This window comes from Bacillus sp. N6 (assembly GCF_052805735.1).
The window spans coordinates 940,305-960,816 of the sequence record NZ_CM127843.1; the positions used below are offsets into that span (position 1 = coordinate 940,305).

Here is a 20,512-nt window from a genome sequence, read left to right on the forward strand (position 1 = left end):
AGGGAGACGCATTTATTGGCCTATTCCACTTTTAATTGGAGTTCTTTATCTAACTTATCATTATTAATTTGTAAAGTTAATCCTTGCGTGTTTTTCGGTACATCAAATACAATGTTTCCTTCCGAACTTTCATTAGGATTAACAATATTAAATTTGAATGTGGAGATATTCGCAGCTTTAAGTACTGACTGATATTCATTGGAAATGTGATATTCTCTTCCAAATCCATCAATTAATTTAAAGTTGTTAATATCTAGTGTAATGGGTTCTTCTTTACGATTATAAACGGCGATGTCTAATACTTTAAAGACACCTTGTGCTTTAACTTCTCCAGTCCCTAGAACATCTAATGACTCGGCAGATCCCATTGACATGTATACATCAGAGGAATCTACATTGGTAAGAAGTTCTTTTTGCGGATCCTTGCTGCTAAGTTTGTCATTCTCTGTTTTTTTAGAAGTCGCCTGCTCATTTTTCGCAGGCGCATCATGTGAACTGCAAGCTGATACTCCAAACAAGAATGTGCTACATAATAATGATGCTAATAACTTTTTGTTCATCGTTTGTTTCTTCCTTCCAAAATAGAAGCACTTTTAATGAGTGCTATATATATTTGTCTTTATATGTATTACATTTTATATCTTATTATATTGATTTTGGAAGGAAAAGGGAAAGATTTGTGCGTTTCTCTGATTCGAATTATTTATCTGTCTAAAAGTTGAAATTAAAATGAGCCCCATAAATGATAAACCATTCCACTAACAAAAAACACTAATCCTAAAAATAAAACAATTAAAGCAAGAATTCCATTTTTATTATGTTCCATAAAAGTAGCTCCTTTTTCATTTACTTACATACAAAAAGCCTTTAGTCGTAATTATGGCTAAAGGCTTTAATCTTCATACTTTGTAGTTTATAAAAAAGTTGCACTTCTGTATTAATCTGGAATATGATTGTTTAAAGAGAAGGTGATGAGTACATGCAGGAAACAAAACAATTCCCGCTTATATCGGGAAATCTCTCATTAGATTTAGTAAATACAGAGTTAGTTAGGCGTGGACAACGTTATGATTTATTAATAACAAATGAAGATGTATTAGAATGGCTACATGTAATAAAGGTTAATCTTCCTTTTTGGAATGAAAAAACACTTATAGGAATTCAGAAGCGAATGGATCAAGTTACATCTAGCATATTAGAGGTAAGAGAAGTATTGAGAAAACAGTTTGAGGCAATTGCTGATCAGCAAGAAATTTCTAATGATTTTATTACGTATTTAGAAAAACAAATTGAGAAGGCACCATTTACATATAAAATCATTGAACAGCAGCTAGTATCTATCCCAGTTGGAGAAATCGAGGATGTACTCGCATCGTTAATTGCATTTGATGCTTTAACGTTAATAGCAGAAAATAAGCTGATTTCCCTTAAAAGATGTTCAAATCCTGACTGTGTTTTATTATTTATAGATAAGAGTGGAAAACGAAAATGGTGTTCTATGAAAATATGTGGGAACCGGAAAAAGGTAGCAAAATTTCAGGATCGAAAATTTGAGGAAGTTTAGAGAATCAACTTATAATAGTTGATTCTTTTTTTGTATTTTAAAACTAACCCCTTAAATTAATATTTACAGGTTAGTTATGTCGAGTTATAATTGTTGGTAAATAAAGGAGGAGAACGATGGATAATATAACAGCAACTAAGCAGAAAGATCCTCAACCAATAAGTGTACGATATTTTACAAAAATGAAAGGGAAAGGAAGAAGCCCATTACAAGTAAATGTAAAGGACTCTTTAACGGGACTACTAGGGGGATTTTTAACAATTCTTACCTTAACATATTTAACGAGCATAACCTCTACAGAATTATTAATGGCACCATTTGGTGCGAGTTGTGTATTAGCGTTTGGAGTTTGGAATGCGCCATTATCTCAGCCGCGTAATATTATTGGAGGACATTTGATTTCAACTTTCATTGGTCTATCAATATATCATTTGTTTGGGAATGAATATTGGACAATTGCTTTAGCGGTGGGGATGGCAATAGCCGTTATGATGTTAACGAGAACGACGCACCCTCCGGCAGGCGCCGATCCGATTATCGTTATTTTAGGGGCAAACAGTTGGAGTTATTTAGTAACACCAGTTTTAATTGGCTCCGTTGTTATTGTAGTTATTGCTTTATTCATTAATAATATGAGTAGTAAAAGAAGCTATCCAACTTTTTGGATGTAGTTTGTGAAGTGAAAAATAATTTAAGTGAGTATTCTATTCTTACTATGTTTTATTTTTTATATAGTAAAAGCCTTGGTCGTAATTGCAGCTAATGGCTTGGGTCCTCATACTTTGTAGTTCATAAAGAAAAGACACTTTAAAGTGCCTTCTACAGATTTGAATTATTTAATTCATGTAATTAATATTCGTTAGCATAAAACTCTTTTATTAATTTTATTTCATTTGTATCTGGATTAAACTTAAATATTTTAATTTGATTCGATTCATCTTTGTATGCAAATGTATTCTCACCAACTTGGGTCATATTGCTGGTGTTTAAAATAGGATCGCTACCGTGATCAGTAATTTCCACAGTTTTCTCCCGGTCCCAGAATGCAATGACAATAATCAAAATGATAAGACATACCCGTATAAAACGTAATTCTCTTGCAACAGGATGTTCCATCTGTTTGTCTCCTTTACTGTTTGATAGAGTGTGTTTATAAAAGAGATAATTTCTAGGAATATAAATAAAAAAGACACCGTAAAGTGTCTTTTTTATTTTAGTTATGCGCATTACTTAATAAGACGCTAGTTCCTCAGTCTGGCTATGAGTAACTATGTAGGGTGATTTTATTATAACATTTTAACCAGTAATGGGTCTATATGGAATTTAATTGTTTTTCTTTTTGATTATTCAGAACGATTAATTGGGTATTTGGATGAAGGAAGCAGTGACTTAACTTGTTTTAGAAGAGTGTTTAGATGAGCTTGATATAGATGAAGATTTAGATGCTATGTTCTTATACATTGGTCTTGCAGCAATATAACTGGAGAAAGGAGAGGGGCTAATCTTGAGCTTTGGAAAGAAGCTGATATAGAAGATTATGAAGAGAGAGAAAGTTTTACATACATTAAAAGCACAACTGATAAAGTGTAGAGTTATATTTCCCTTTACACGAACATAACGGTATAATATAGTTAAGTTAAGTGAACTTAACTATTAAACGAAATAAAAGCATGGAGGAATAACGTTATGACTAGAACGTATAAAGAAGTAATTAATGAAATGAACCGAGCTTATAATGAATTCTACATTTTACTATTCCAGGAGTTAAAAGATGAGTTCGGTCTTACAGGACAGCAAGAGAGCATGCTATTTCATATTAATTTAAATGAAAACACGACGGCAAATCACATTGCGACTACTTTTAATGTATCAAAAAGTGCCGTTAGCCAAGTTTTATCGAAATTGGAGAAACAGAAGATGATTTCAAAACAAGTAAACCCTAATAATAAACGGGAGTATTTTCTTACACTTGGTCCAAACGGTAGTAAGTATATAGAGCGGTTGTCTGAGTTAGATGATGTATTAATTGAGAAATATTTTTCTAAAATCGATATAAACGCCCTAGAGCAAATGACAGATACGTTAACGAAAATAAATAAAGTGATATTGGAAGAAAAGCAGAAGGATCTTGATTGTAATGAGTAAGAACGTAGATGAAGCAATTAGTAGAAAGGAGGAGAAGTGCATTATGAGTTTCATACCAAATATGATTACGATAGCAAATTTTGTATGTGGGCTTTTAGCTATTTACGCTGTTTTCGTTCACGATATTTATTTGGGAGCAGTTTTTATTATTACAGGTATGCTGTTTGACTTTTTTGATGGCATGGTTGCTCGGAAACTTGATTCTGTTTCAGAAATTGGTGGAGAGTTGGACTCATTTGCGGATTTAGTTACTTTTGGTGTGGCACCGTCTATTCTTGCATATAGTGCCTCGTTAAAAGATTTGCAGTTTATCGGGATGATATGTGCACTTGCTTACAGTATTTGCGGAATGCTTCGGCTTGCAAGATTTAACACACAGCAAAGCAAACTCCCGACATTTATCGGAATGCCGATTCCATTCGCGGCAATGTGTCTCCTCATTTTATGTTTTTTAAATAATCCAGTTTCCGTGGCGTTTGGTACATGCGTACTCGCTTATTTAATGGTGAGCAAAATCAAATTCCCTCATTTTAAAAAAGATATAGCTGAAAGCTTAAAGCCTGGAAGATTGGATTGATGATACAGAATTACAATGAGAAAGATAAAGGAGAATAACATGATTCGTATGGCACTAAGATCATTCAACATACAAATGTATTGTTTGCTAGGCGTAATGTTATTGGGATGGTTAATGACACCTTTTTCAGCCCAGTTTGTAGGGATAAGCATTGGCCTTTTAGTGAGTATGTACTGCGCCTGGATTTTGGGAAGGCGTATTGAAAAGTTCGGAGATAGCATTGTAAAAAAAGAAAAAGCACCGATGCTGGGAATGATAAATCGATTCGCAGCAGCAATACTCGGTGCGATTATTATGTATGAAATTGAACACGATGAATTCATGTGGACATTCGCTGCTGGAATTATGGGTGGGTATTTCTTGGTTATTATTAATTTGGGGTATTATAGTATGAGGGAAGCGGAGGAATAAAGTTTCACTTTATTATAAAGAAAAGACACCCATATAAGAGTGTCTTTTCTGATAGTTTTTTAGCAGAAGCAAGAAGCTCCAACGATGATTAATAAAATAAACAGTACAACTAATAAAGCAAATCCTCCAGCAAAACCGCAGCCTTCGCCGCAACTACCACCAAAACCCATAATAGTTCCTCCTTTTAATAAGAGGGGAAAACAAGGGTACACTCATGTATTTTAACGGATTCAAATTACTTTATGTTTTTTACGCAATAATTGAGCAGGTCCTTTGGAAAATAAAAAAAGACACCCTAAGGTGCCTTCTTCCGACTTGAACCATCTTAATTGTATTGCGTCGTTATCATATAAGAAAAAAAGACATCAATTAAGATGTCTTTTTTTCTTTGTAAAATTGGTGTTAAGAAGGTATAACCTATGAATAATATAACAATCATCGAGTAAGTTTATTATAGCAGCGATAAATAGGATTTTTATATGTAATATTACATATATATAGATTTATTTATGTTTTATTTGTATATTTTAATTGTCTGTTCCTTGTTTTAATTCGTTTAGTTATATTATTTTTTGAGTGCTCCAGCAATGGAGCCTTTTTTTAGTATTCTATTTTGATGATGTTCTATAAGATTAGCACCTTTTAAATTTGTTTTTATATAAAAAGCCTTTAACTTGTATTTATAGCTAAAGGCTCTGAGTGTCATACTTTATAGTTTATAAAATCTTATAAGAAGAATAACCAGTATTTTATATAGAATTTATCCCGCTATTTGCCGGGCTGCCCATAAACGCCCGATTGGTGAGAGCTGATTAAAGTTTCACTTTATAATGTTTTTTATCCAATTTGGAACTGAAATGTACTAGCTTGATAATGAAGCTAGGTTATTAGAAGTGAAAAATTTTAGTTTTATTATAATTAATAGAAATGAAAGTAGTGTAAATATAAATCCACTCCAAATAAGTTGGTGAATACCTAAGTTTGAAATGAACCAGCCTCCAATAGTTGTTCCTAGAGTAATTCCGAGATTTGAGAATGAAACGAATAGGCTATTACCAAATTCGGGTGCTTCTCTTGCTTCACTTATTAACCATGTTTGACCAACAATTAATCCACCAGCATGCACGATTCCCCAAATGAATACCATAAAAATCATTGGAACAAGATAAGAACCTAAATAATAAACCAATATGTAAACAATAGAATATAAAATAGGGAACGATATTACTGTATTTACTATGCTTCTTTGCAGAAGACTACCAAATAAATGATTGCCTAAAATCATAACTATACCAAATATGAATAGCATGATACTGATGAGCGATCCATTCATGGAAGTTACTTTTGCAAGGTATTCGGCGAAGTAACTGTATACGGAAAACATGGCTGCAAAAAGGAATGTGACAGTTAAAATATTTAACCATAACCCTGGTTTGCCGAGTATACGAATTTGTTTGCCGAAAGACATTTTTTCTTTAACGGGCATAGAAGGAAGTGAGATTAGTATTCCAATGAATGCAAGGGCGTTAATAAACGCTCCGAATAAGAAAGCAATTTCTAATGAAAATTGATCTGCAAGGTAAGAGGTTAATGGTACACCTAGTGCAAAGCCAACCGTAATTCCCATGAAAACTTTTGTAACCGCTTGACCACTCTTTTCAGGAGGGACAAGTTTAGCAGCAGTTACAAGAGCGATTGAAAAGAAGAGTGGGTGAAGTGCTGCAGGTAAAATACGAAAAATAAGCATGATTTCAAATTGTGTTGTATAAGCGTAGATTATATTTGAAATAACAAAAATAAAGATTGCTATTAATAAAATTATTTTACGATTAATACTAGAGACGAGCAGAATTAAAAACGGACCAGAAATAGCAACGACTAGTGCGAATATACTTACTAAAAATCCTGCTTGTGCAGTTGAAATGCCAAATTTCTGAGTGATTTGTGGTAATACACCGACAATACCCATCTCGGTAGTAATAATCCCAAACACCCCTATTGCTAGTGTAAGAATAAGTAAAGGACTTACTTTTTTCATTTGTAAAACTCTCCATTCTTATTATTATTTTGAAAGTGAAATCGATTTATTAACAAAGAAATGAGCATGATTGGATGTCAATAGTATTAGAATTATGTAATGTTAAACACAAAAACAGATATCTAAATAACTAGATGTGATATGTTAAAAAAGATGCTCCTTTCTATGTTTCTTTCTTTTATAGGTAGCGAAGTTTTAAAAAGAATGTATTGGGCAGCTATATAAAAGCAGAATGTGTGAAAGCAAATAATCAATTGGTAGGTTGATTATTTGCTTTTACTTTATAATTCATTTTGAACGTATTCAGAAAACGCTTGTATTGTTTTTTCATTTCGACGATAATATGTCCATTTTCCAATTCGGTCAGAGTCTAGTAATCCTGCCTTTTTCATAGTTAATAAATAACTAGAAATAACCGATTGGGCTAAGCCAGTTTTAAGCTGAATATCTCCTACACACACTCCAATCTGAAAATTAATCCCTTGTTCTAAATAAGGTTTTTCGTCGAAATGGTTTTCTGGATTTTTTAACCATGATAAAATTTGACATCTTGTTTCATTTGACAATGCTTTATAAATTAATGAAGGTTCCATAAGGATATTATATCTACTTTTATAGATTTGTAAATGGGTTTGTGTGATTTTAAGGGAAGAAGGTATAGTTTATACCCTCGAATAGGAATAAGGTGCTCTTGATCTGTACCCTTTGTAAAGGAAATTTTAAAAAAAGTTAGGCAACCTAAAAAAGATGATTTCTGTATGCAAACAGAAGTCATCTTTTTTAAATTTTATTGATAGCAAGAGTGATTATAGTACGTCATATATTTCTTAATTTCATGTTTTAACTGAACAAACGAGTCACATGATTTTATATATGCTTTATCGGTTAAAGTACTACGAGGATTACGTGCAAAAATGATAGTATTGTTAGGTTTAAGCATGTTGTTGCCTAGCTATCAATGGCGGATTCTTAAGAAGAGTAATAATAAAATCCAACTGAAGATTTAAGAAAAATTTTATATTTACCCTACTCTTTATTTTAAAAGTTTCTCCTATCCTATAAATGAGTTACATCAAGAAGGAAACTAAAAACGACAAAGTCATAGAGGAAAATGTAAAGTTAGGGGATTCCACATGCATACAGAAGTTTTAATGAGTTATTTGTATACTTATTTCTTTACTATTATGTTTTGTATTGTGTTTCAAATTGGAGTTTATTTTAAAGCGAAAAGAATTATATCTATTCGGCATTTTTTATGGGTGTATGTTTTTCTATTCTACCTTTCGTTAGTGTATAGGGTGACGCAGATCGCGACTGTATGGGATATAAGTAGATATGAAACGTGGATTCGTGTAAGTCAAATCAATTTGACTCTATTTGATACGGCAGGTAGTACTACGTATCTTTTGAATATTGTACTGTTTATGCCGTTAGGTTTTTTATTACCGATGATTTGGCCGCAGTTTAAAAAAATAAAAAACACCGTATGTGCAGGATTTCTTTTTTCATTGGCAATTGAGTTAAATCAATTACTAAATAATAGAATTACAGATATTGATGATTTATTTACGAATACCCTCGGGGCAGTTATTGGGTATTTATTATATAGAGCTTTTAAAATGATATTAAGAAGAGAGGGGAAAAAGCTTGATACCAACTCTTCTCTAGTTATAAAATACGAGGCTGTTTTTTGTTTAGTGTGTTCATTTGTAGGGGCGATGTTAATTTATCATCCAGCTTTATTTGGAAGACCTGTAATCCTCCAATGAGATGTGCGATCTTGTTTATAAAATGATTCTCGTTCTCCACACCCAAACACGATAAAATATGAATGGTTCATCCTTTTTCTAACTTAATAGATACAGTTTATGTATTACATGATAGGTAGGTGTAAATGTGTTAAGTGTTCAATTATCTCAATACTTACTAAAAGAGTCTCAGCCTGCACTTCATACAGGTGGGAAACGAGTGTATATGTTAAATGATGAAGGGTTCTCACCGTATCCTATCTATTTAAATCATCCGATTATGATAGGTGTGGGGACGAATTGGAATCAGCATAAAGGATTTGAAGAAATCATTAAAGGATTTATAGGCGCAAATAAAAAATTTCCTATGTATATGTTATTTGAAACTTATTTGCGCGGTGACTTTATTGAAGGATTTTTAGAAGAGAATAAACTCCATTTTGAGCTAGTTTTTACTAATCAGAAAAGGGATACGAACTTTTTTAAAGTGTTACTTACTAATATTGATGATATAACCACACTTATGAAGTATTTCTTCCAATCAGCACAAGATTCTCTCTATACGTTATTAAGCTATTCAGCAGACTGTAAGATTATCAGTAATCGTACTGGTGAGATTGAAATAAAGGCTGACAGTTTCTATCCAAGCTTTTCATTTATGTATGATGCGCAAGAATTATTTATTATTGGTGGAGAAGAAAAATGGTCAAATATCGATTATATAAAAAGATTTTTCCACCTTGAGCAGATTACAGATGAGCTAACTATTGATGTAAGAAAATGAATGAAATGAAAGCGATCCAGTACGTGAACATCTTTGATGTTTCCTGTTACCTTCGCTAAGACCGACGCAATCGGTGTTTTTAAAAGTAAGGAAAGTAGTTATTTCGATAGTTTTTGTGTTGTATGAAAAAAATAGGGGATTGCCATATGGCAATCCCTTATTTAACATAATTCCTTAATAGTTTCTTTAGCAATTTCATTAGAAGCATCTAATTCTAAAATTTTATTGCAAATTTCAATTGCCTTTGTATCAGAAATTAATTTATCTGGTACGGAATGAAGAAATAGTAATTGTAATAAACTATCCATATTTTCTTCTTTTGTTAACTCCACGGATTTTTTAGCATGATATAAAGCAGAATGATATGCTCCTTCTATATGACATAAAGGATTAACTAGTAAATCAAATGCAAGATCATGTAAATCACTTGATTCTTTTTTCATTAATAAATAATTTATAAAACTATATTTGGTAATACTACTATTTTCATAAGTAACATATAGTATTTCTTCTGAAAATTCCTCGAAGTTATTGTTTTTAAATAATTTTTCAGCCTCTTCGAAATCGGCCGAAGTGATAAGATTTTCTAGATTTTTTAACATTATTTATTCACCCACGCATCACTGATTCTTATGTCGCCATTTATCCTCTTAAAAGTAACTGTTACTGTTTTTCCATTCATGTTTAATGTTTTCTTCCTTGCGGATCCATACGCAGATTCACTTCCATATCGCATTACATGAGAAATTACCTTTGATACATCATTCCAATTGTTATTAGTAACTTTATACCAATCATGTTTTGCTTGCATAATATGATTTCTCTTATTTGCATCTAATTTAGATACAGAGGAGAGAACTTGTCCAAAACTTTTACTTTTAACTGCACTGTTTACGGCTGATTTACCATATTTTTTAATAGCGTATGTTATTCCATACCTTGCTACTACGGCTATTATAACGAGTGGTAAAGCTGAAGCTTGAGCTTCTATTGTGTTCATATCATAAATTTCGCCAGTATCTTGATCGATAAAAGTTGCAGAAAATTCATTGCTATTTTCTTCTACTTCATGTAATATCACTTCAAACTTTTGATTTACTTTTTCACCATTCTCTTCAACTGTACCATCTAATAAAATAGCTTCTGTATCTATATTATATTCCATTTCCGTTGTAACTTTAACATCTGTTGTATCTAAGTTAGTTTTTACTACTACTAAATTATCTTCTTTTTTTACATCTAGGTTTAATTGTTCAGCAACTTCTATCCCGAAATCTTCTTTTATTTCTTTTTCAACCTCAATAACATCTGTTTCATTATTCGAATTAATAGAAGCTTGAGTTAATTCGAAATTCGGCAAAATTGAGAATAGCATTGTTAGTACAAGTAATCTAATTATTAATTTTTTCAAGGTTATTATCCTCTTTTCTTAATTAATTTGTATTAATCCATGCCCATATTTTTCATCAAAACCATTTGGTCCTAAATCTTTCACAAATGGTTTTAGGAACGAATTTATGTTATTACTATTAATGTTTTCTGCTGAACTTCCCATGAGATGAGCGATAGTTCCAGTGACAAATGCTGCAGAGAAAGAAGTTCCATTAAATTCACTGAATCCTCCATCGCTATGGGTAGATATAATATTTTTCCCTGGTGCGGAATAATCAATTTTACCCTTTCCAGAATAGCTATATCTTGTTAAGTCGGGCTTTAACGCAGCAACAGAAATAACGCCGTCATATTTTGCTGGATAATCTACCCTTAATCCCAATGTATTACCTGATGCAGCAATAACAATAATTTCATTTTCTAATGCTTTGTTAATGATTTTTTCTAACTCGAAATGATTAGCTTCAAAACCAAAGCTAATGTTGATAATGTCTACCTTTTGATCAATACACCATTTTATACCTCTAATGACTGTTTCAATATCACCTTTTCCTTGACTATTTAAAACCTTAACATTATATAATTTTGCATTTGGTGCCAAACCTATCATGTTTTCATCGGGCATATTAGCACCTATTATGCCTGCAATAGCTGTACCGTGACCTAAATCATCTGTTGCTTTTTGATCAGGAGCGATAGCGTTATAGGAATCTACTATTTTATTTTGTAAAGCGATATGTTCCGCTTTAATTCCACTATCTACGATAGCAATTTTAATTTCTTGCTTAGATGTAGATTTTGTAAAAAGGGGATTTGAGTGTATAACCTTATACCCCCAATTTGCAGTTGTAGTAGTCTCTTTTTCTTCTTGATTTGAGCAGCCAATAAGTGAAATGAAAAAAATACTAAAAAGAAAGTATTTAGTCAATTTTTTAATATTTTCACCTCCGTTAATATTCGGAATTTAGAATGTTTTAATTTTTACATATAACCCTATATAAAACAAGTATGTAATTTTGTGTATTTTTTTGTTAAAATATACATATAGTCGATTTAATTTAATGAGGTGAATTGTAAATATTGTGTATATAATTCGTAGATTTTTTATATAATTTGGTATGTTTGATGAGGTAAGTAGTATTGTGGAAAAAGAAGAGACATTAACGGTCACGCTTAAATACATTTTTTATTATTTCTCAGTTTTATAGACCCTTTTTATAATGTAACTTCTGCTACATATAATTTTAGTAAACTTAAAGTCTGTTAATTTACTTTTTAAGATTGTGTTTCTAAACTTATTTGATAAAAAATTGAATAAACATGGATTATTTAAAAATACCTTCTTTTTTACAACATTAAATATTATTGCAGATCTTTTACAGCCTACTATTACGCTGCTTTTTAAGATTATATTAGTATTACCAATTGTATCTCCTTAAAAAATCGTTTGTTTTCACCTAAGATAGCCACAATCCGGTTGTAAATAGATTGCGGCTATTTTTATTACCGGCTACCAACTAGCAGTTTCCGTATTTTCCTTCAACCACTTTACCCAATCCAAATCCTCTACCTTAAGCAAACTGAGCGAAACACCCTTCATATCTAAAGAAGTTAACAACGTACCAACCTTTACGAATGTAACTTGTAAGCCTTCCAATTCACACAAACGGCGAATGTCATTTGCGAAAATGTATTGTTCCATTAATGGCGTTGCACCTAATCCATTAATGAGGATCGCAAAGTTGTTTCCTTTTCTCCAGCGGTAAATACTTTTTAGTTTGTTCATCAGTTCAATCGCTAATATTTCAGAAGAGGAGAGAGCTTCTTTACGGTAACCTTTTTCTCCGTGAATGCCGACGCCGTAAAAGACTTCATCTTCGTTTAATGTGAATGAAGCTTTTCCTTTCACTGGATCGTTTGCAGGGGAAAGGGCAACTCCTAATGTGTGTAAGTTTTTGATGACAGCTTGCCCGATTGTTGTTAGTTCTTCTAAAGAATGTCCACTCTCAGCGGCCGCACCTAATATTTTTTGAACGAAAACAGTGCCAGCTACGCCGCGTCTTCTTTTATTAAAGGAAGCATCATCTTCAATTGAAACATCGTCATTTACGATGATATGGTCAACTTTTCTTCCTTCTTCTTGAGCAATTTGCTTTGCTGCTAGAAAGTTTTCTACGTCATCTTTAAAGTTTTTGATGATGAATAGTATACTTTTATCTTTTGGTATGAGGCGAGTTGCCGCCGCAATTTGTTCCACTGTAGGCGGAGTGAAAATATTGCCGTTTACTGCCGCTGTAAGCATACCTTTTCCTACATAACCAATATCAGCAGGTTCATGTCCGCTACCACCGCCGCTTACAATAGCGACGTCTTGCTTCATTTTTTCGATATCTTTTACATAAATGATGTTATTTGTTTCATCGTAATTTACTTTGTCGTTATGTTCAAAATAAAAGCCATGCAGCATATCTTGAACGATATTTTGTACATCATTCATAATCTTTTTCATTGCTTTTGCCACCCTTTAATTACTTTGCTGATTGCTCAAGTAATAGTAGTAATTGATTGTTTATCATATTTTTCATAAGAGAAGACATAATGGAAGGATCTACTTCGCACTTACTTTCAATCCAATCTTTTATCGTTCCAACGAAGCCGTGACTATAAAAGGAGGCAATCGTATTTTTTGTCTCATCAGAAAGGCTGAATCCACAGCTCACAGATAGTTCATCAATAATCTTCATATATAAGTTTTTCGTATGCTCAAATAAATAGTGATTAAACGAGTTTTGCTCAATAACTTTAAAAGCATTTCGGTAAAATTTTTGATTTTCATAAAAGTAATCAAATAATAAATCGAAAATGTTTTCCCACGTTTCATAGTCAAGAAAATCGATAATGTTTTCCTTCGTTTCTTCTTTATAAATCCAGCTTAATAGTTCAAATTTATCTTTAAAATGATAATAAAAAGTTTGCCTACGCATTTGACAGTGTAACATAATATCGCTCACTGATATTTTATGAAACGACTCTGTTTCCATTAAATACTTCAATGAGTTCGCGATTATCTTTTTAGAAATTATAGAAGAGGTCATCTGAATCATCCCTAGAATGTTATTAATATAAAAATCCTATCTATAAATGAGAGCGGTGTCTTTAGACAGATTGTCCATTTTGTCCGTTTACTATAAAACGCTTTCATTTTAACATGAGTAGTAAGAAGAAGATTTCAAATATATCACAATATATTAAAGGAATTGAGGGAGAACTACAATGAAAAAGATTATAAACAAACCAGAAACATTAGTAATGGAAATGTGTAACGGAATGGTTATGGCTCACCCAGAGCTTGAGCTTTTGAAAAAACATAAAGTAATTAAGAAGAAAGAAATGAACGAAAATAAAGTAACGTTAATTAGCGGCGGCGGTAGTGGTCATGAGCCGGCACATGCAGGATTAGTCGGAAAAGGAATGTTAGATGCGGCAGTGTGCGGAGATGTGTTTGCGTCACCTTCACAAATTCAGGTATATCAAGCAATTAAAGAAACAGCTAGTAAAAAAGGTACGTTATTAATTATTAAAAATTATAGCGGCGATATTATGAATTTCAAAAACGGTGCGCATTTAGCGACGGAAGATGGAATTGAAGTCGACTACGTAAAAGTGGACGATGATATTGCGGTAGAAGATAGCCTATATACAGTAGGACGCCGCGGCGTTGCGGGAGTTATTTTAGTTCATAAAATTGCCGGCGCAGCAGCGGAAGCAGGTATGGATTTAGGAGCGGTGAAAGCTGTAGCAGAAAAAGCAGCGGCTAACGTGCGCACAATCGGTTTAGCGTTAACGTCTTGTACAGTTCCAGCGAGCGGATCACCTACTTTCACACTTGCGGAAGATGAAATGGAATACGGCGTAGGTATTCACGGCGAACCAGGAATTAAGCGTGAAAAAATGCTGTCGGCTGATGAATTAGCTAACCGTATGACAAATGATTTAATGAAAGATTTAGGAGTAAAAGATGGCGAGGAAATCGCACTTCTAGTTAACGGTTTTGGCGGAACACCACTGCAAGAACTTTACTTATTTAACAACGCCGTTACGAGAGAACTAGCTGCAAGAAACATTAAAATTAATAGAGTATTCGTCGGTAACTATATGACAAGTATTGATATGGCTGGTATGTCTTTAACGGTAATGAAGTTAGATGACGAGCTAAAAACATTACTATCAAAAGAATGTAATACACCAGCGTTTAAAGTAGATGGACCAGTTGAAAGTGTAGAGTACGTGAATGTACTTGAAGAAACAGAAGAGAAGGAAGTTTCCTTTGAACTAGAAACAGCGGAAGAGCACGCTGTGATTAAAAATAATGTCATTACATTAAACAACATGATTTATCTCGTTGATAAAATGAGCGACATTATTATTAAAAATGAAGTACCGTTCTGTGAGTTAGATACACATGCAGGTGACGGTGACTTCGGAATGAGTGTTGCAAAAGGATTTAAGCAATTAAAACGTGAGTGGCATTCTATTGTAGAACAAGAAAACGTAACGATCGGATCATTCCTTGACGGTTGCTCCATGATTATTATGGAACATTGCGGCGGCGCATCTGGTCCAATTTGGGGCGGAGCATTCCGCGCAGCTAGTAAAGCAGCAGGCGAAAAACGTGAGCTAACAGTGAAAGAATTCGCTGAAATGTTACAAGCAGCACTGCAAGGCATACAATCTATCGGTGAAAGATCGTTCGGCAGAGGAGCGGTAGTTGGTGACAAAACATTAGTTGACGCACTTGCTCCATGTGTAGACTCTTGGTTAGATAGCGCCTCAAACGAAGTCGACGTAAAAACTGCCTTTGAAAAAGGTGCAGAAGCAGCGGTTAAAGGAGCAGAGTACACGAAAGAAATCGTAGCTCGCATGGGCCGCGCTGGTACAGTTGGCGAAAGAAGTTTAGGATATCCAGATGCAGGTGCACATGCGCTTGGAGTTATCTTTACGGAGATTGCGGGTAGTTTGAAATAGGAATTAGAAAGTCCCCTCTGCCTTAAGGTGGAGGGATTTTTATATAGTTGATATGTAGAAGACTTCTTTCGGTTCTTTCTCAGTAAAATATGAGTTTGTTACTGTTTTTGATAAAATCTTATTTCAAAAATACAACTAATATTTCTCAACATTAATATATTGAAAATAGTTAGAATATTTAAGATAATCATTTGTGAAGAAGTAAATTATAAAAAAAGGGGGAATTTATTTTGTTACGTCGTTTATCTATTTGTACAGTACTAACAGCTTTTATATTTACTTTATTTACATTTAACGGCTCTGCTTTCGCGGCTACGAATGCTACTGAAAATGAAAATGTAGTAGCAGCTTGTGCAAAGGGAGGTACGGTAGGTGTATATGGTGCAAAGATGCGCAGTGGTTATACTGTCGATTCACCTGTCTTACATACATTTAATGATGGTACGAAAATTACTGGAACATGGGTAACTGGTGAATATGTTCAAGGTCATTACAGTAATTCTAAACAGTGGTTAAAAGTTACATATAAAGGGATGACAGGTTATGTATCCCATACAACATTATATAACGTTTGCTCATAAAACTATGTACCATAATAGCTTTGGATATATTGAGCTAATCTCTTCTAGAGATTAGTTCTTTTTTATCTCTTAGTTTTTAATGGGGCATTTTTTGAAAAAGACCAACGATTCATTAAATCGATGGTCTTACGTTTATATAGTATTCATTTGTATCTATATCAAATTTTTCATTGCTTTTTGCTTATTTTAGACTTAGTTTGTTTGTGATTGCAGCTTATCAATTTTCCAGTATGTTTGTAGGGGGTCTAAAGAGCTTTCAATATAAAACATATATTCATCTACGGTATGTGGTACTTCAAAAGCTATTTTCAATTCTACCGTTTCATTTGGTTTAACTTGTATATCAGAAGGGTTTTGATCAAGCACCTTTCCTTTATAGATTTTTCCGTCTTTTTCATCTTTTAAGTTATATTTTAATTCTGATAGTCCAATCGTTTGACCTCGTACATTTTTTACAGAGACATTAACAATGACGGAATCGTTGCTAGCATTTAAATATGCACTTTGAACAGCGGCCAAGTAATAGCCTCCCTTAACACTCTCGCCAACTAATAAAATACCTTGTTCCAAGCGGCTCATCTCTTCTTTTTCTTCAAAATTTATTAATTCTTCATTTTCATTTTTTGCGGTTGGTTCTTCTATTGGACCATTTTCAACGGCACTATCTGTTTTATCTTGTGTGCAAGCAGCCGTAACACTGACTAATACTAGAATGAAAGTAAGTAATATAGATAATTTTCTCATAAAATTTATCTGTCTCCTTAAGTTTCTCAATTTTGTGCAGCTATACATATAAGATTAACATAATGTCTCATTATTGGCTCAAAATAGGGGGTCTTTTAGACAACTTATTCTTTTTACTTTTAATATACATTCGATTGGTTCTCGCGATATTTGTTAATCTTTTAAAACATTGGCTTAGTAATACCGAGGGTTATTATAGATATATTAATCATGTAATTTGTCCATATCAAAATGAACGTTTTTTGCATCTAATATATTGTAAATATATTTTATTTTGAAAGGATGTGATTATATGGCCCATAAATCTACTGGAGTGTTTCGAGTTCCAGTCTCTGAAAATGGGATTATTCCAACTGCTCTCAACATTATGTTAAACAATGATTCACGTTGCCATACTAGTAATGTAACGGTAACTGTTAAGAGAAGTCGAAACACTTTTTTCCCAACTCAAAATGAATTAGTTGAAATCTCTCGTACTTTTGTTTCTTTAGAACCAAACAGAACAACTAAGATTGTGTTATTTACTCCAGAATTCCAAATAGAAGATTTTCTTGATGTCATCATTAGTGGAAATAAAGAGGATGTTAAGGATGTTCTTGTATATTCTTTCTTAGCAGATTCAGTAGGTCATAATCTGCCATCTACTGTTTTCAGAAATGCAGAATACACTTTTGCTTGCTGACACTGTGATAATGTATTCTTTACTGTCGTATATCTGAATTGAAATGTTACAAGTAGCATTTCACGGCATACAATCTATTGGTGAAAGATCGTTCGGCAGAGGAGCGGTAGTTGGTGAAAGAAGTTTAGGATATTCAGATGCAGGTGCACATGCGCTTGGGGTACCTTTACGGAGATTTCGGGTAGTTTGAAATAGAAATTAGAAGATCCCTTCTACCTTAAGGTGAAGGGTTTTTTTAATATGTTTTTTGATATATATTGCTAAATATGTTCCAATAATTCATTCTATTGTATTGAAAATAATGTCATCTACATCAAAAAAACGGCTTATAAAAGGAACTAGTATTTGAAGGAGTTCCACCTCAAACATACTCCTATGCATATAGGTATGTTTGAGGTGGATTTATTAACGAATTTTATATATAGCATGAATGAAAATGGGATAAATAAAACAATGCTTCTCAGTATGTTTTTAAGAATTAATTGAGCAGGTCCTTGTAAAAATAAAGAAAAGACACCAAAAGGTTCCTTCTGCCGACTTAAATTATTTTAATATTATCGTTCTAAGTTTAAAAGCTATAGGGATTTTTTCTGTGGGATTTGTAAGTAGTTTTTACGAAATTATGAGTGTTTTTTATTTTGTAATTCAATAAGTTCATCTGGTAGCATTTTTGTATAATATTCTTTTTCTGTTAGTTCAAATATAAATAATGCTTTTTTCCAGTTATAAATAACATCTTCTACATTATGTTGTTTAATTTTTAATAAAAGCTGACCTTTTAAATAGAATAGTTCACCTAATAGGTATAACGTATTTAGATTAATTGCTAATTTGATGCCCTTATCAATGTATTTTATTGCCTCTTCATGTTGATATGTGAAGTCCAAAGATTTTGCTAAATTTAACATGATTTTCAACTTAATTTCTTTATCTCTAGGAAAATCTAACTTATTAAAATTACTTAAACATCTTTTTAATATATTAATACTTTTTTCATATTCTTTATTTTCCGCATAAAATATAGCCATTGTTTGCATAATATCTATTTCTCTTTCTGATAAAAAATCAGAATTAGTTAAAGTCAGTTTTAATGCATTATTTAAAAAATCTAAAGCAGTTTTTAATGATTTATCCACCATAAATATAGCAATTGCTTCATGCCATATTAGAAATTGTTTCTCTTCTTTTGTTTGAAAATTATTTAAGTTTTTCTCTTTTTTTACTATTTCATAAAGTTCTTTATATTGTTTTTGTTTTAAGCAATCTTTTATTACAAATTTTACATTTTCTATATATTTTAATTTTTTGTTTTGAGTTAGTGCAAATATATTATTTGGATTAATACCAAGTCTTTCTGATAATTGATATAACAATATGCTAGATGGATAAATCACACCTTTTTCGATCTTACTAATTTGACTTTGTGAACATATTCCGTGACATAAGTCGGATTGTGATATATTTTTTTTAATTCTAAGTTCTTTAATGGTAATACCCAAATCGTTAAATTCCATTTTCCCCACCTACTATTTAACACTTTATTAGTATGATATTCTCTAACCTTAATGTAATGTAAAATTAATATAGTTGCAATTATTGTTTTAAAGGGCTTATCGTTTCTATAAGATGGTGAGATTTTTTTATGTACAAAAAAGACACCAAAAGTTCCTTTCGCCGACTTGAACCACATTCATTTAATATAAACTTATCTGTATTTTTACATGCTTTTCTAATCCCTCTATTATCCATTTGATAAAATGAAATCCTAATATTACCAATAATTAAATAAATATTTCTACATATTCAAGATATTTACATAAATTACAAAAGTGATACATTTAAGTTGTAAGCTATAAAAACTATTAAAGGGGGATTTATTATGTTCAGGAAATTAGTAGTAGGAGCAGTAGCAACAGGTATTGCATTAACAGGGGGAATTGGTGCAGCTTCAGCTGATACGCAAAAAGCTGTGAGCTCTCCGAAGCAAGCAACATGCTCAATTCCTTATGAGTATTCTAATGGTAAATTCAAAAGAACTCTTTATTACTCAAATGGAGTATATGCTAATAGTTTTAATGAAAATGTTTGTGGCGGGACGATTACGTGGTACTTAAAACATGTTCAAAATGGAGTTGCTTTTTACGAAGGTAATTTAAAATAGTAGATTTTTTGAACCTCATTTATTGAGGTTCTTTTATTTTTAGTTTTTAAACTGATTCTCTATAAAAAAGACACCCTAAGGTGCTTTTTGCGATTTGATCCATTGTAATATGGTATTAAATTCCAGTCTAATTATTATTTTACGACGTTAAGTAGTTTCGATTATTGAGAAAAAATACAACTCATTGTTTGAATGCAAAAAAGCCCTAGGGGGACTAGGACTTTTTGCTAGAATGAATAAGATTTAAAAAAGGACTTATATAACGTAACATATGAATGTTTCGTAAATGTATCAAAAAAGTGAACAAAAGCGTTAATTTTAATAAAAAAAGCTCCGCGATAAAAGCTACGGAGCTTCATAAGGTCGAGTTATGTCGTACTCACAAGGGATTTTAACATGAATGTTGTGGTAAAAATACTGGTAAATTTATCCCATAAAACGCCCGCTGATTAGAGTTTCACTTCATTCGAAGGAATTTATGTTTTATAAATTAGATTATAATAGTTGATATTCTCCATATTGACCAGAAAAGAACTAAAAATTCTAGTGAAATTCCAAGTGTTCGTTTCCTAGTTTTTTGAAATTCTTTTATTAAATAGCCAACAGCACTAATTGCTATAAGAATGAAAAGAATAAGTTCGAGTGTAACTGGCATTTTAT

General features: G+C 32.3%; 24 protein-coding genes and 2 pseudogenes. 13 read left to right on the forward strand and 13 right to left on the reverse strand.

Translation table 11 applies throughout. The features are described 5' to 3' along the window. Positions 1-20 precede the first annotated feature (20 nt). A complete protein-coding gene (locus ACUXVC_RS04825; RefSeq protein ID WP_375853534.1) occupies positions 21-560 on the reverse strand; it encodes a DUF4352 domain-containing protein in 540 nt (179 codons plus the stop codon). Positions 561-979: 419 nt separating this feature from the next. Here ACUXVC_RS04825 and ACUXVC_RS04830 point away from each other — a divergent pair, with 419 nt between their 5' ends. After that, positions 980-1,564 (forward strand): CGNR zinc finger domain-containing protein, encoded by a 585-nt coding sequence (locus ACUXVC_RS04830; RefSeq protein ID WP_001158446.1) that lies wholly within the window; start codon positions 980-982, stop codon positions 1,562-1,564. Positions 1,565-1,680: 116 nt separating this feature from the next. After that, positions 1,681-2,235, forward strand: a complete 555-nt coding sequence (locus ACUXVC_RS04835) for an HPP family protein (RefSeq protein WP_000368844.1) — start codon at positions 1,681-1,683, stop codon at positions 2,233-2,235. A gap of 178 nt (positions 2,236-2,413) precedes the next feature. Here ACUXVC_RS04835 and ACUXVC_RS04840 read toward each other — a convergent pair whose 3' ends face one another. Further along, entirely contained in the window at positions 2,414-2,680 is a 267-nt protein-coding gene (locus ACUXVC_RS04840) for a YmzC family protein (RefSeq protein WP_000400965.1), read from the reverse strand. 198 nt (positions 2,681-2,878) lie between these two features. Between ACUXVC_RS04840 and ACUXVC_RS04845 the strand changes: the two are divergent. The 4 genes and pseudogenes from ACUXVC_RS04845 to ACUXVC_RS04860 all read left to right on the forward strand — a co-directional run bounded on the left by ACUXVC_RS04845 (position 2,879) and on the right by ACUXVC_RS04860 (position 4,697). Next, a pseudogene (locus ACUXVC_RS04845) lies at positions 2,879-3,182 on the forward strand (MarR family transcriptional regulator). A gap of 68 nt (positions 3,183-3,250) precedes the next feature. Beyond that, a complete protein-coding gene (locus ACUXVC_RS04850) occupies positions 3,251-3,709 on the forward strand; it encodes a MarR family winged helix-turn-helix transcriptional regulator (protein ID WP_000198941.1) in 459 nt (152 codons plus the stop codon). Then, positions 3,702-4,286 (forward strand): CDP-diacylglycerol--serine O-phosphatidyltransferase, encoded by a 585-nt coding sequence (gene pssA, locus ACUXVC_RS04855; RefSeq protein ID WP_141241108.1) that lies wholly within the window; start codon positions 3,702-3,704, stop codon positions 4,284-4,286. Before ACUXVC_RS04850 ends, pssA begins: the two co-directional genes overlap by 8 nt. Before the next feature lie 39 nt (positions 4,287-4,325). Continuing rightward, positions 4,326-4,697 (forward strand): ATP synthase subunit I, encoded by a 372-nt coding sequence (locus tag ACUXVC_RS04860; RefSeq protein ID WP_023521313.1) that lies wholly within the window; start codon positions 4,326-4,328, stop codon positions 4,695-4,697. A gap of 59 nt (positions 4,698-4,756) precedes the next feature. On the opposite strand, the gene ACUXVC_RS04865 is transcribed toward ACUXVC_RS04860, so the two are convergent. From ACUXVC_RS04865 to ACUXVC_RS04880, 4 genes and pseudogenes are all read right to left on the reverse strand, one after another. Then, the gene (locus ACUXVC_RS04865; protein WP_000505669.1) at positions 4,757-4,867 is read right to left on the reverse strand and encodes a YjcZ family sporulation protein; all 111 of its coding nucleotides are present in this window, start codon (positions 4,865-4,867) and stop codon (positions 4,757-4,759) included. 692 nt (positions 4,868-5,559) lie between these two features. Next, complete coding sequence (locus tag ACUXVC_RS04870; RefSeq protein WP_375853510.1) at positions 5,560-6,735, reverse strand: MFS transporter; 1,176 nt, start codon at positions 6,733-6,735, stop codon at positions 5,560-5,562. A 281-nt stretch (positions 6,736-7,016) separates the two neighbouring features. Continuing rightward, complete coding sequence (locus ACUXVC_RS04875) at positions 7,017-7,328, reverse strand: ArsR/SmtB family transcription factor (RefSeq protein ID WP_000433732.1); 312 nt, start codon at positions 7,326-7,328, stop codon at positions 7,017-7,019. 194 nt (positions 7,329-7,522) lie between these two features. After that, positions 7,523-7,624: pseudogene (locus ACUXVC_RS04880) on the reverse strand (TetR family transcriptional regulator); the annotation flags it as partial. Positions 7,625-7,868: 244 nt separating this feature from the next. Between ACUXVC_RS04880 and ACUXVC_RS04885 the strand changes: the two are divergent. Together ACUXVC_RS04885 and ACUXVC_RS04890 are read left to right on the forward strand one after the other, a co-directional pair. Further along, positions 7,869-8,504, forward strand: coding sequence for a VanZ family protein (locus ACUXVC_RS04885; protein WP_375853511.1), 636 nt, complete (start codon positions 7,869-7,871; stop codon positions 8,502-8,504). Between the two features lie 127 nt (positions 8,505-8,631). After that, on the forward strand, positions 8,632-9,267 hold the full coding sequence (locus ACUXVC_RS04890) for a hypothetical protein (protein ID WP_375853512.1): 636 nt from the start codon (positions 8,632-8,634) through the stop codon (positions 9,265-9,267). A gap of 161 nt (positions 9,268-9,428) precedes the next feature. On the opposite strand, the gene ACUXVC_RS04895 is transcribed toward ACUXVC_RS04890, so the two are convergent. From ACUXVC_RS04895 to dhaS, 5 genes are all read right to left on the reverse strand, one after another. Continuing rightward, the gene (locus ACUXVC_RS04895) at positions 9,429-9,869 is read right to left on the reverse strand and encodes a hypothetical protein (RefSeq protein WP_098126193.1); all 441 of its coding nucleotides are present in this window, start codon (positions 9,867-9,869) and stop codon (positions 9,429-9,431) included. After that, on the reverse strand, positions 9,869-10,678 hold the full coding sequence (locus tag ACUXVC_RS04900; RefSeq protein WP_098126194.1) for an SAR2788 family putative toxin: 810 nt from the start codon (positions 10,676-10,678) through the stop codon (positions 9,869-9,871). Before ACUXVC_RS04900 ends, ACUXVC_RS04895 begins: the two co-directional genes overlap by 1 nt. Positions 10,679-10,696: 18 nt before the next feature. Beyond that, positions 10,697-11,587, reverse strand: coding sequence for a S8 family peptidase (locus ACUXVC_RS04905; RefSeq protein WP_446025949.1), 891 nt, complete (start codon positions 11,585-11,587; stop codon positions 10,697-10,699). Between the two features lie 582 nt (positions 11,588-12,169). Next, on the reverse strand, positions 12,170-13,168 hold the full coding sequence (gene dhaQ, locus ACUXVC_RS04910; protein WP_098126195.1) for a DhaKLM operon coactivator DhaQ: 999 nt from the start codon (positions 13,166-13,168) through the stop codon (positions 12,170-12,172). Positions 13,169-13,187: 19 nt separating this feature from the next. Beyond that, the gene (gene dhaS, locus ACUXVC_RS04915) at positions 13,188-13,754 is read right to left on the reverse strand and encodes a dihydroxyacetone kinase transcriptional activator DhaS (protein ID WP_000204210.1); all 567 of its coding nucleotides are present in this window, start codon (positions 13,752-13,754) and stop codon (positions 13,188-13,190) included. A 178-nt stretch (positions 13,755-13,932) separates the two neighbouring features. On the opposite strand from dhaS, the gene dhaK reads away from it, so the two are divergent. Then, complete coding sequence (gene dhaK, locus ACUXVC_RS04920) at positions 13,933-15,684, forward strand: dihydroxyacetone kinase subunit DhaK (RefSeq protein WP_000720701.1); 1,752 nt, start codon at positions 13,933-13,935, stop codon at positions 15,682-15,684. A 230-nt stretch (positions 15,685-15,914) separates the two neighbouring features. Beyond that, on the forward strand, positions 15,915-16,265 hold the full coding sequence (locus ACUXVC_RS04925) for an SH3 domain-containing protein (protein ID WP_000946191.1): 351 nt from the start codon (positions 15,915-15,917) through the stop codon (positions 16,263-16,265). Between the two features lie 192 nt (positions 16,266-16,457). Here ACUXVC_RS04925 and ACUXVC_RS04930 read toward each other — a convergent pair whose 3' ends face one another. Next, positions 16,458-17,009 (reverse strand): DUF4352 domain-containing protein, encoded by a 552-nt coding sequence (locus tag ACUXVC_RS04930; protein ID WP_001228903.1) that lies wholly within the window; start codon positions 17,007-17,009, stop codon positions 16,458-16,460. Positions 17,010-17,301: 292 nt separating this feature from the next. Here ACUXVC_RS04930 and ACUXVC_RS04935 point away from each other — a divergent pair, with 292 nt between their 5' ends. Together ACUXVC_RS04935 and ACUXVC_RS04940 are read left to right on the forward strand one after the other, a co-directional pair. Beyond that, a complete protein-coding gene (locus tag ACUXVC_RS04935; RefSeq protein ID WP_000940659.1) occupies positions 17,302-17,691 on the forward strand; it encodes a hypothetical protein in 390 nt (129 codons plus the stop codon). A gap of 43 nt (positions 17,692-17,734) precedes the next feature. Beyond that, positions 17,735-17,881 (forward strand): dihydroxyacetone kinase, ATP-dependent, encoded by a 147-nt coding sequence (locus ACUXVC_RS04940; RefSeq protein WP_088024815.1) that lies wholly within the window; start codon positions 17,735-17,737, stop codon positions 17,879-17,881. Between the two features lie 430 nt (positions 17,882-18,311). On the opposite strand, the gene ACUXVC_RS04945 is transcribed toward ACUXVC_RS04940, so the two are convergent. After that, entirely contained in the window at positions 18,312-19,205 is an 894-nt protein-coding gene (locus ACUXVC_RS04945; RefSeq protein WP_000395459.1) for a helix-turn-helix domain-containing protein, read from the reverse strand. Positions 19,206-19,570: 365 nt separating this feature from the next. Here ACUXVC_RS04945 and ACUXVC_RS04950 point away from each other — a divergent pair, with 365 nt between their 5' ends. Next, entirely contained in the window at positions 19,571-19,852 is a 282-nt protein-coding gene (locus ACUXVC_RS04950) for an LCI fold-containing protein (RefSeq protein WP_000488870.1), read from the forward strand. Positions 19,853-20,512 lie beyond the last annotated feature (660 nt).

Coding starts and splice junctions, on each gene's coding strand:
- ACUXVC_RS04825 (WP_375853534.1), bottom strand. CDS start 560: ATGAACAAAAAGTTATTAGCATCATTATTATGTAGCACATTCTTGTTT.
- ACUXVC_RS04830 (WP_001158446.1), top strand. CDS start 980: ATGCAGGAAACAAAACAATTCCCGCTTATATCGGGAAATCTCTCATTA.
- ACUXVC_RS04835 (WP_000368844.1), top strand. CDS start 1,681: ATGGATAATATAACAGCAACTAAGCAGAAAGATCCTCAACCAATAAGT.
- ACUXVC_RS04840 (WP_000400965.1), bottom strand. CDS start 2,680: ATGGAACATCCTGTTGCAAGAGAATTACGTTTTATACGGGTATGTCTT.
- ACUXVC_RS04850 (WP_000198941.1), top strand. CDS start 3,251: ATGACTAGAACGTATAAAGAAGTAATTAATGAAATGAACCGAGCTTAT.
- pssA (WP_141241108.1), top strand. CDS start 3,702: ATGAGTAAGAACGTAGATGAAGCAATTAGTAGAAAGGAGGAGAAGTGC.
- ACUXVC_RS04860 (WP_023521313.1), top strand. CDS start 4,326: ATGATTCGTATGGCACTAAGATCATTCAACATACAAATGTATTGTTTG.
- ACUXVC_RS04865 (WP_000505669.1), bottom strand. CDS start 4,867: ATGGGTTTTGGTGGTAGTTGCGGCGAAGGCTGCGGTTTTGCTGGAGGA.
- ACUXVC_RS04870 (WP_375853510.1), bottom strand. CDS start 6,735: ATGAAAAAAGTAAGTCCTTTACTTATTCTTACACTAGCAATAGGGGTG.
- ACUXVC_RS04875 (WP_000433732.1), bottom strand. CDS start 7,328: ATGGAACCTTCATTAATTTATAAAGCATTGTCAAATGAAACAAGATGT.
- ACUXVC_RS04885 (WP_375853511.1), top strand. CDS start 7,869: ATGCATACAGAAGTTTTAATGAGTTATTTGTATACTTATTTCTTTACT.
- ACUXVC_RS04895 (WP_098126193.1), bottom strand. CDS start 9,869: ATGTTAAAAAATCTAGAAAATCTTATCACTTCGGCCGATTTCGAAGAG.
- dhaQ (WP_098126195.1), bottom strand. CDS start 13,168: ATGAAAAAGATTATGAATGATGTACAAAATATCGTTCAAGATATGCTG.
- dhaS (WP_000204210.1), bottom strand. CDS start 13,754: ATGACCTCTTCTATAATTTCTAAAAAGATAATCGCGAACTCATTGAAG.
- dhaK (WP_000720701.1), top strand. CDS start 13,933: ATGAAAAAGATTATAAACAAACCAGAAACATTAGTAATGGAAATGTGT.
- ACUXVC_RS04930 (WP_001228903.1), bottom strand. CDS start 17,009: ATGAGAAAATTATCTATATTACTTACTTTCATTCTAGTATTAGTCAGT.
- ACUXVC_RS04935 (WP_000940659.1), top strand. CDS start 17,302: ATGGCCCATAAATCTACTGGAGTGTTTCGAGTTCCAGTCTCTGAAAAT.
- ACUXVC_RS04940 (WP_088024815.1), top strand. CDS start 17,735: ATGTTACAAGTAGCATTTCACGGCATACAATCTATTGGTGAAAGATCG.
- ACUXVC_RS04945 (WP_000395459.1), bottom strand. CDS start 19,205: ATGGAATTTAACGATTTGGGTATTACCATTAAAGAACTTAGAATTAAA.
- ACUXVC_RS04950 (WP_000488870.1), top strand. CDS start 19,571: ATGTTCAGGAAATTAGTAGTAGGAGCAGTAGCAACAGGTATTGCATTA.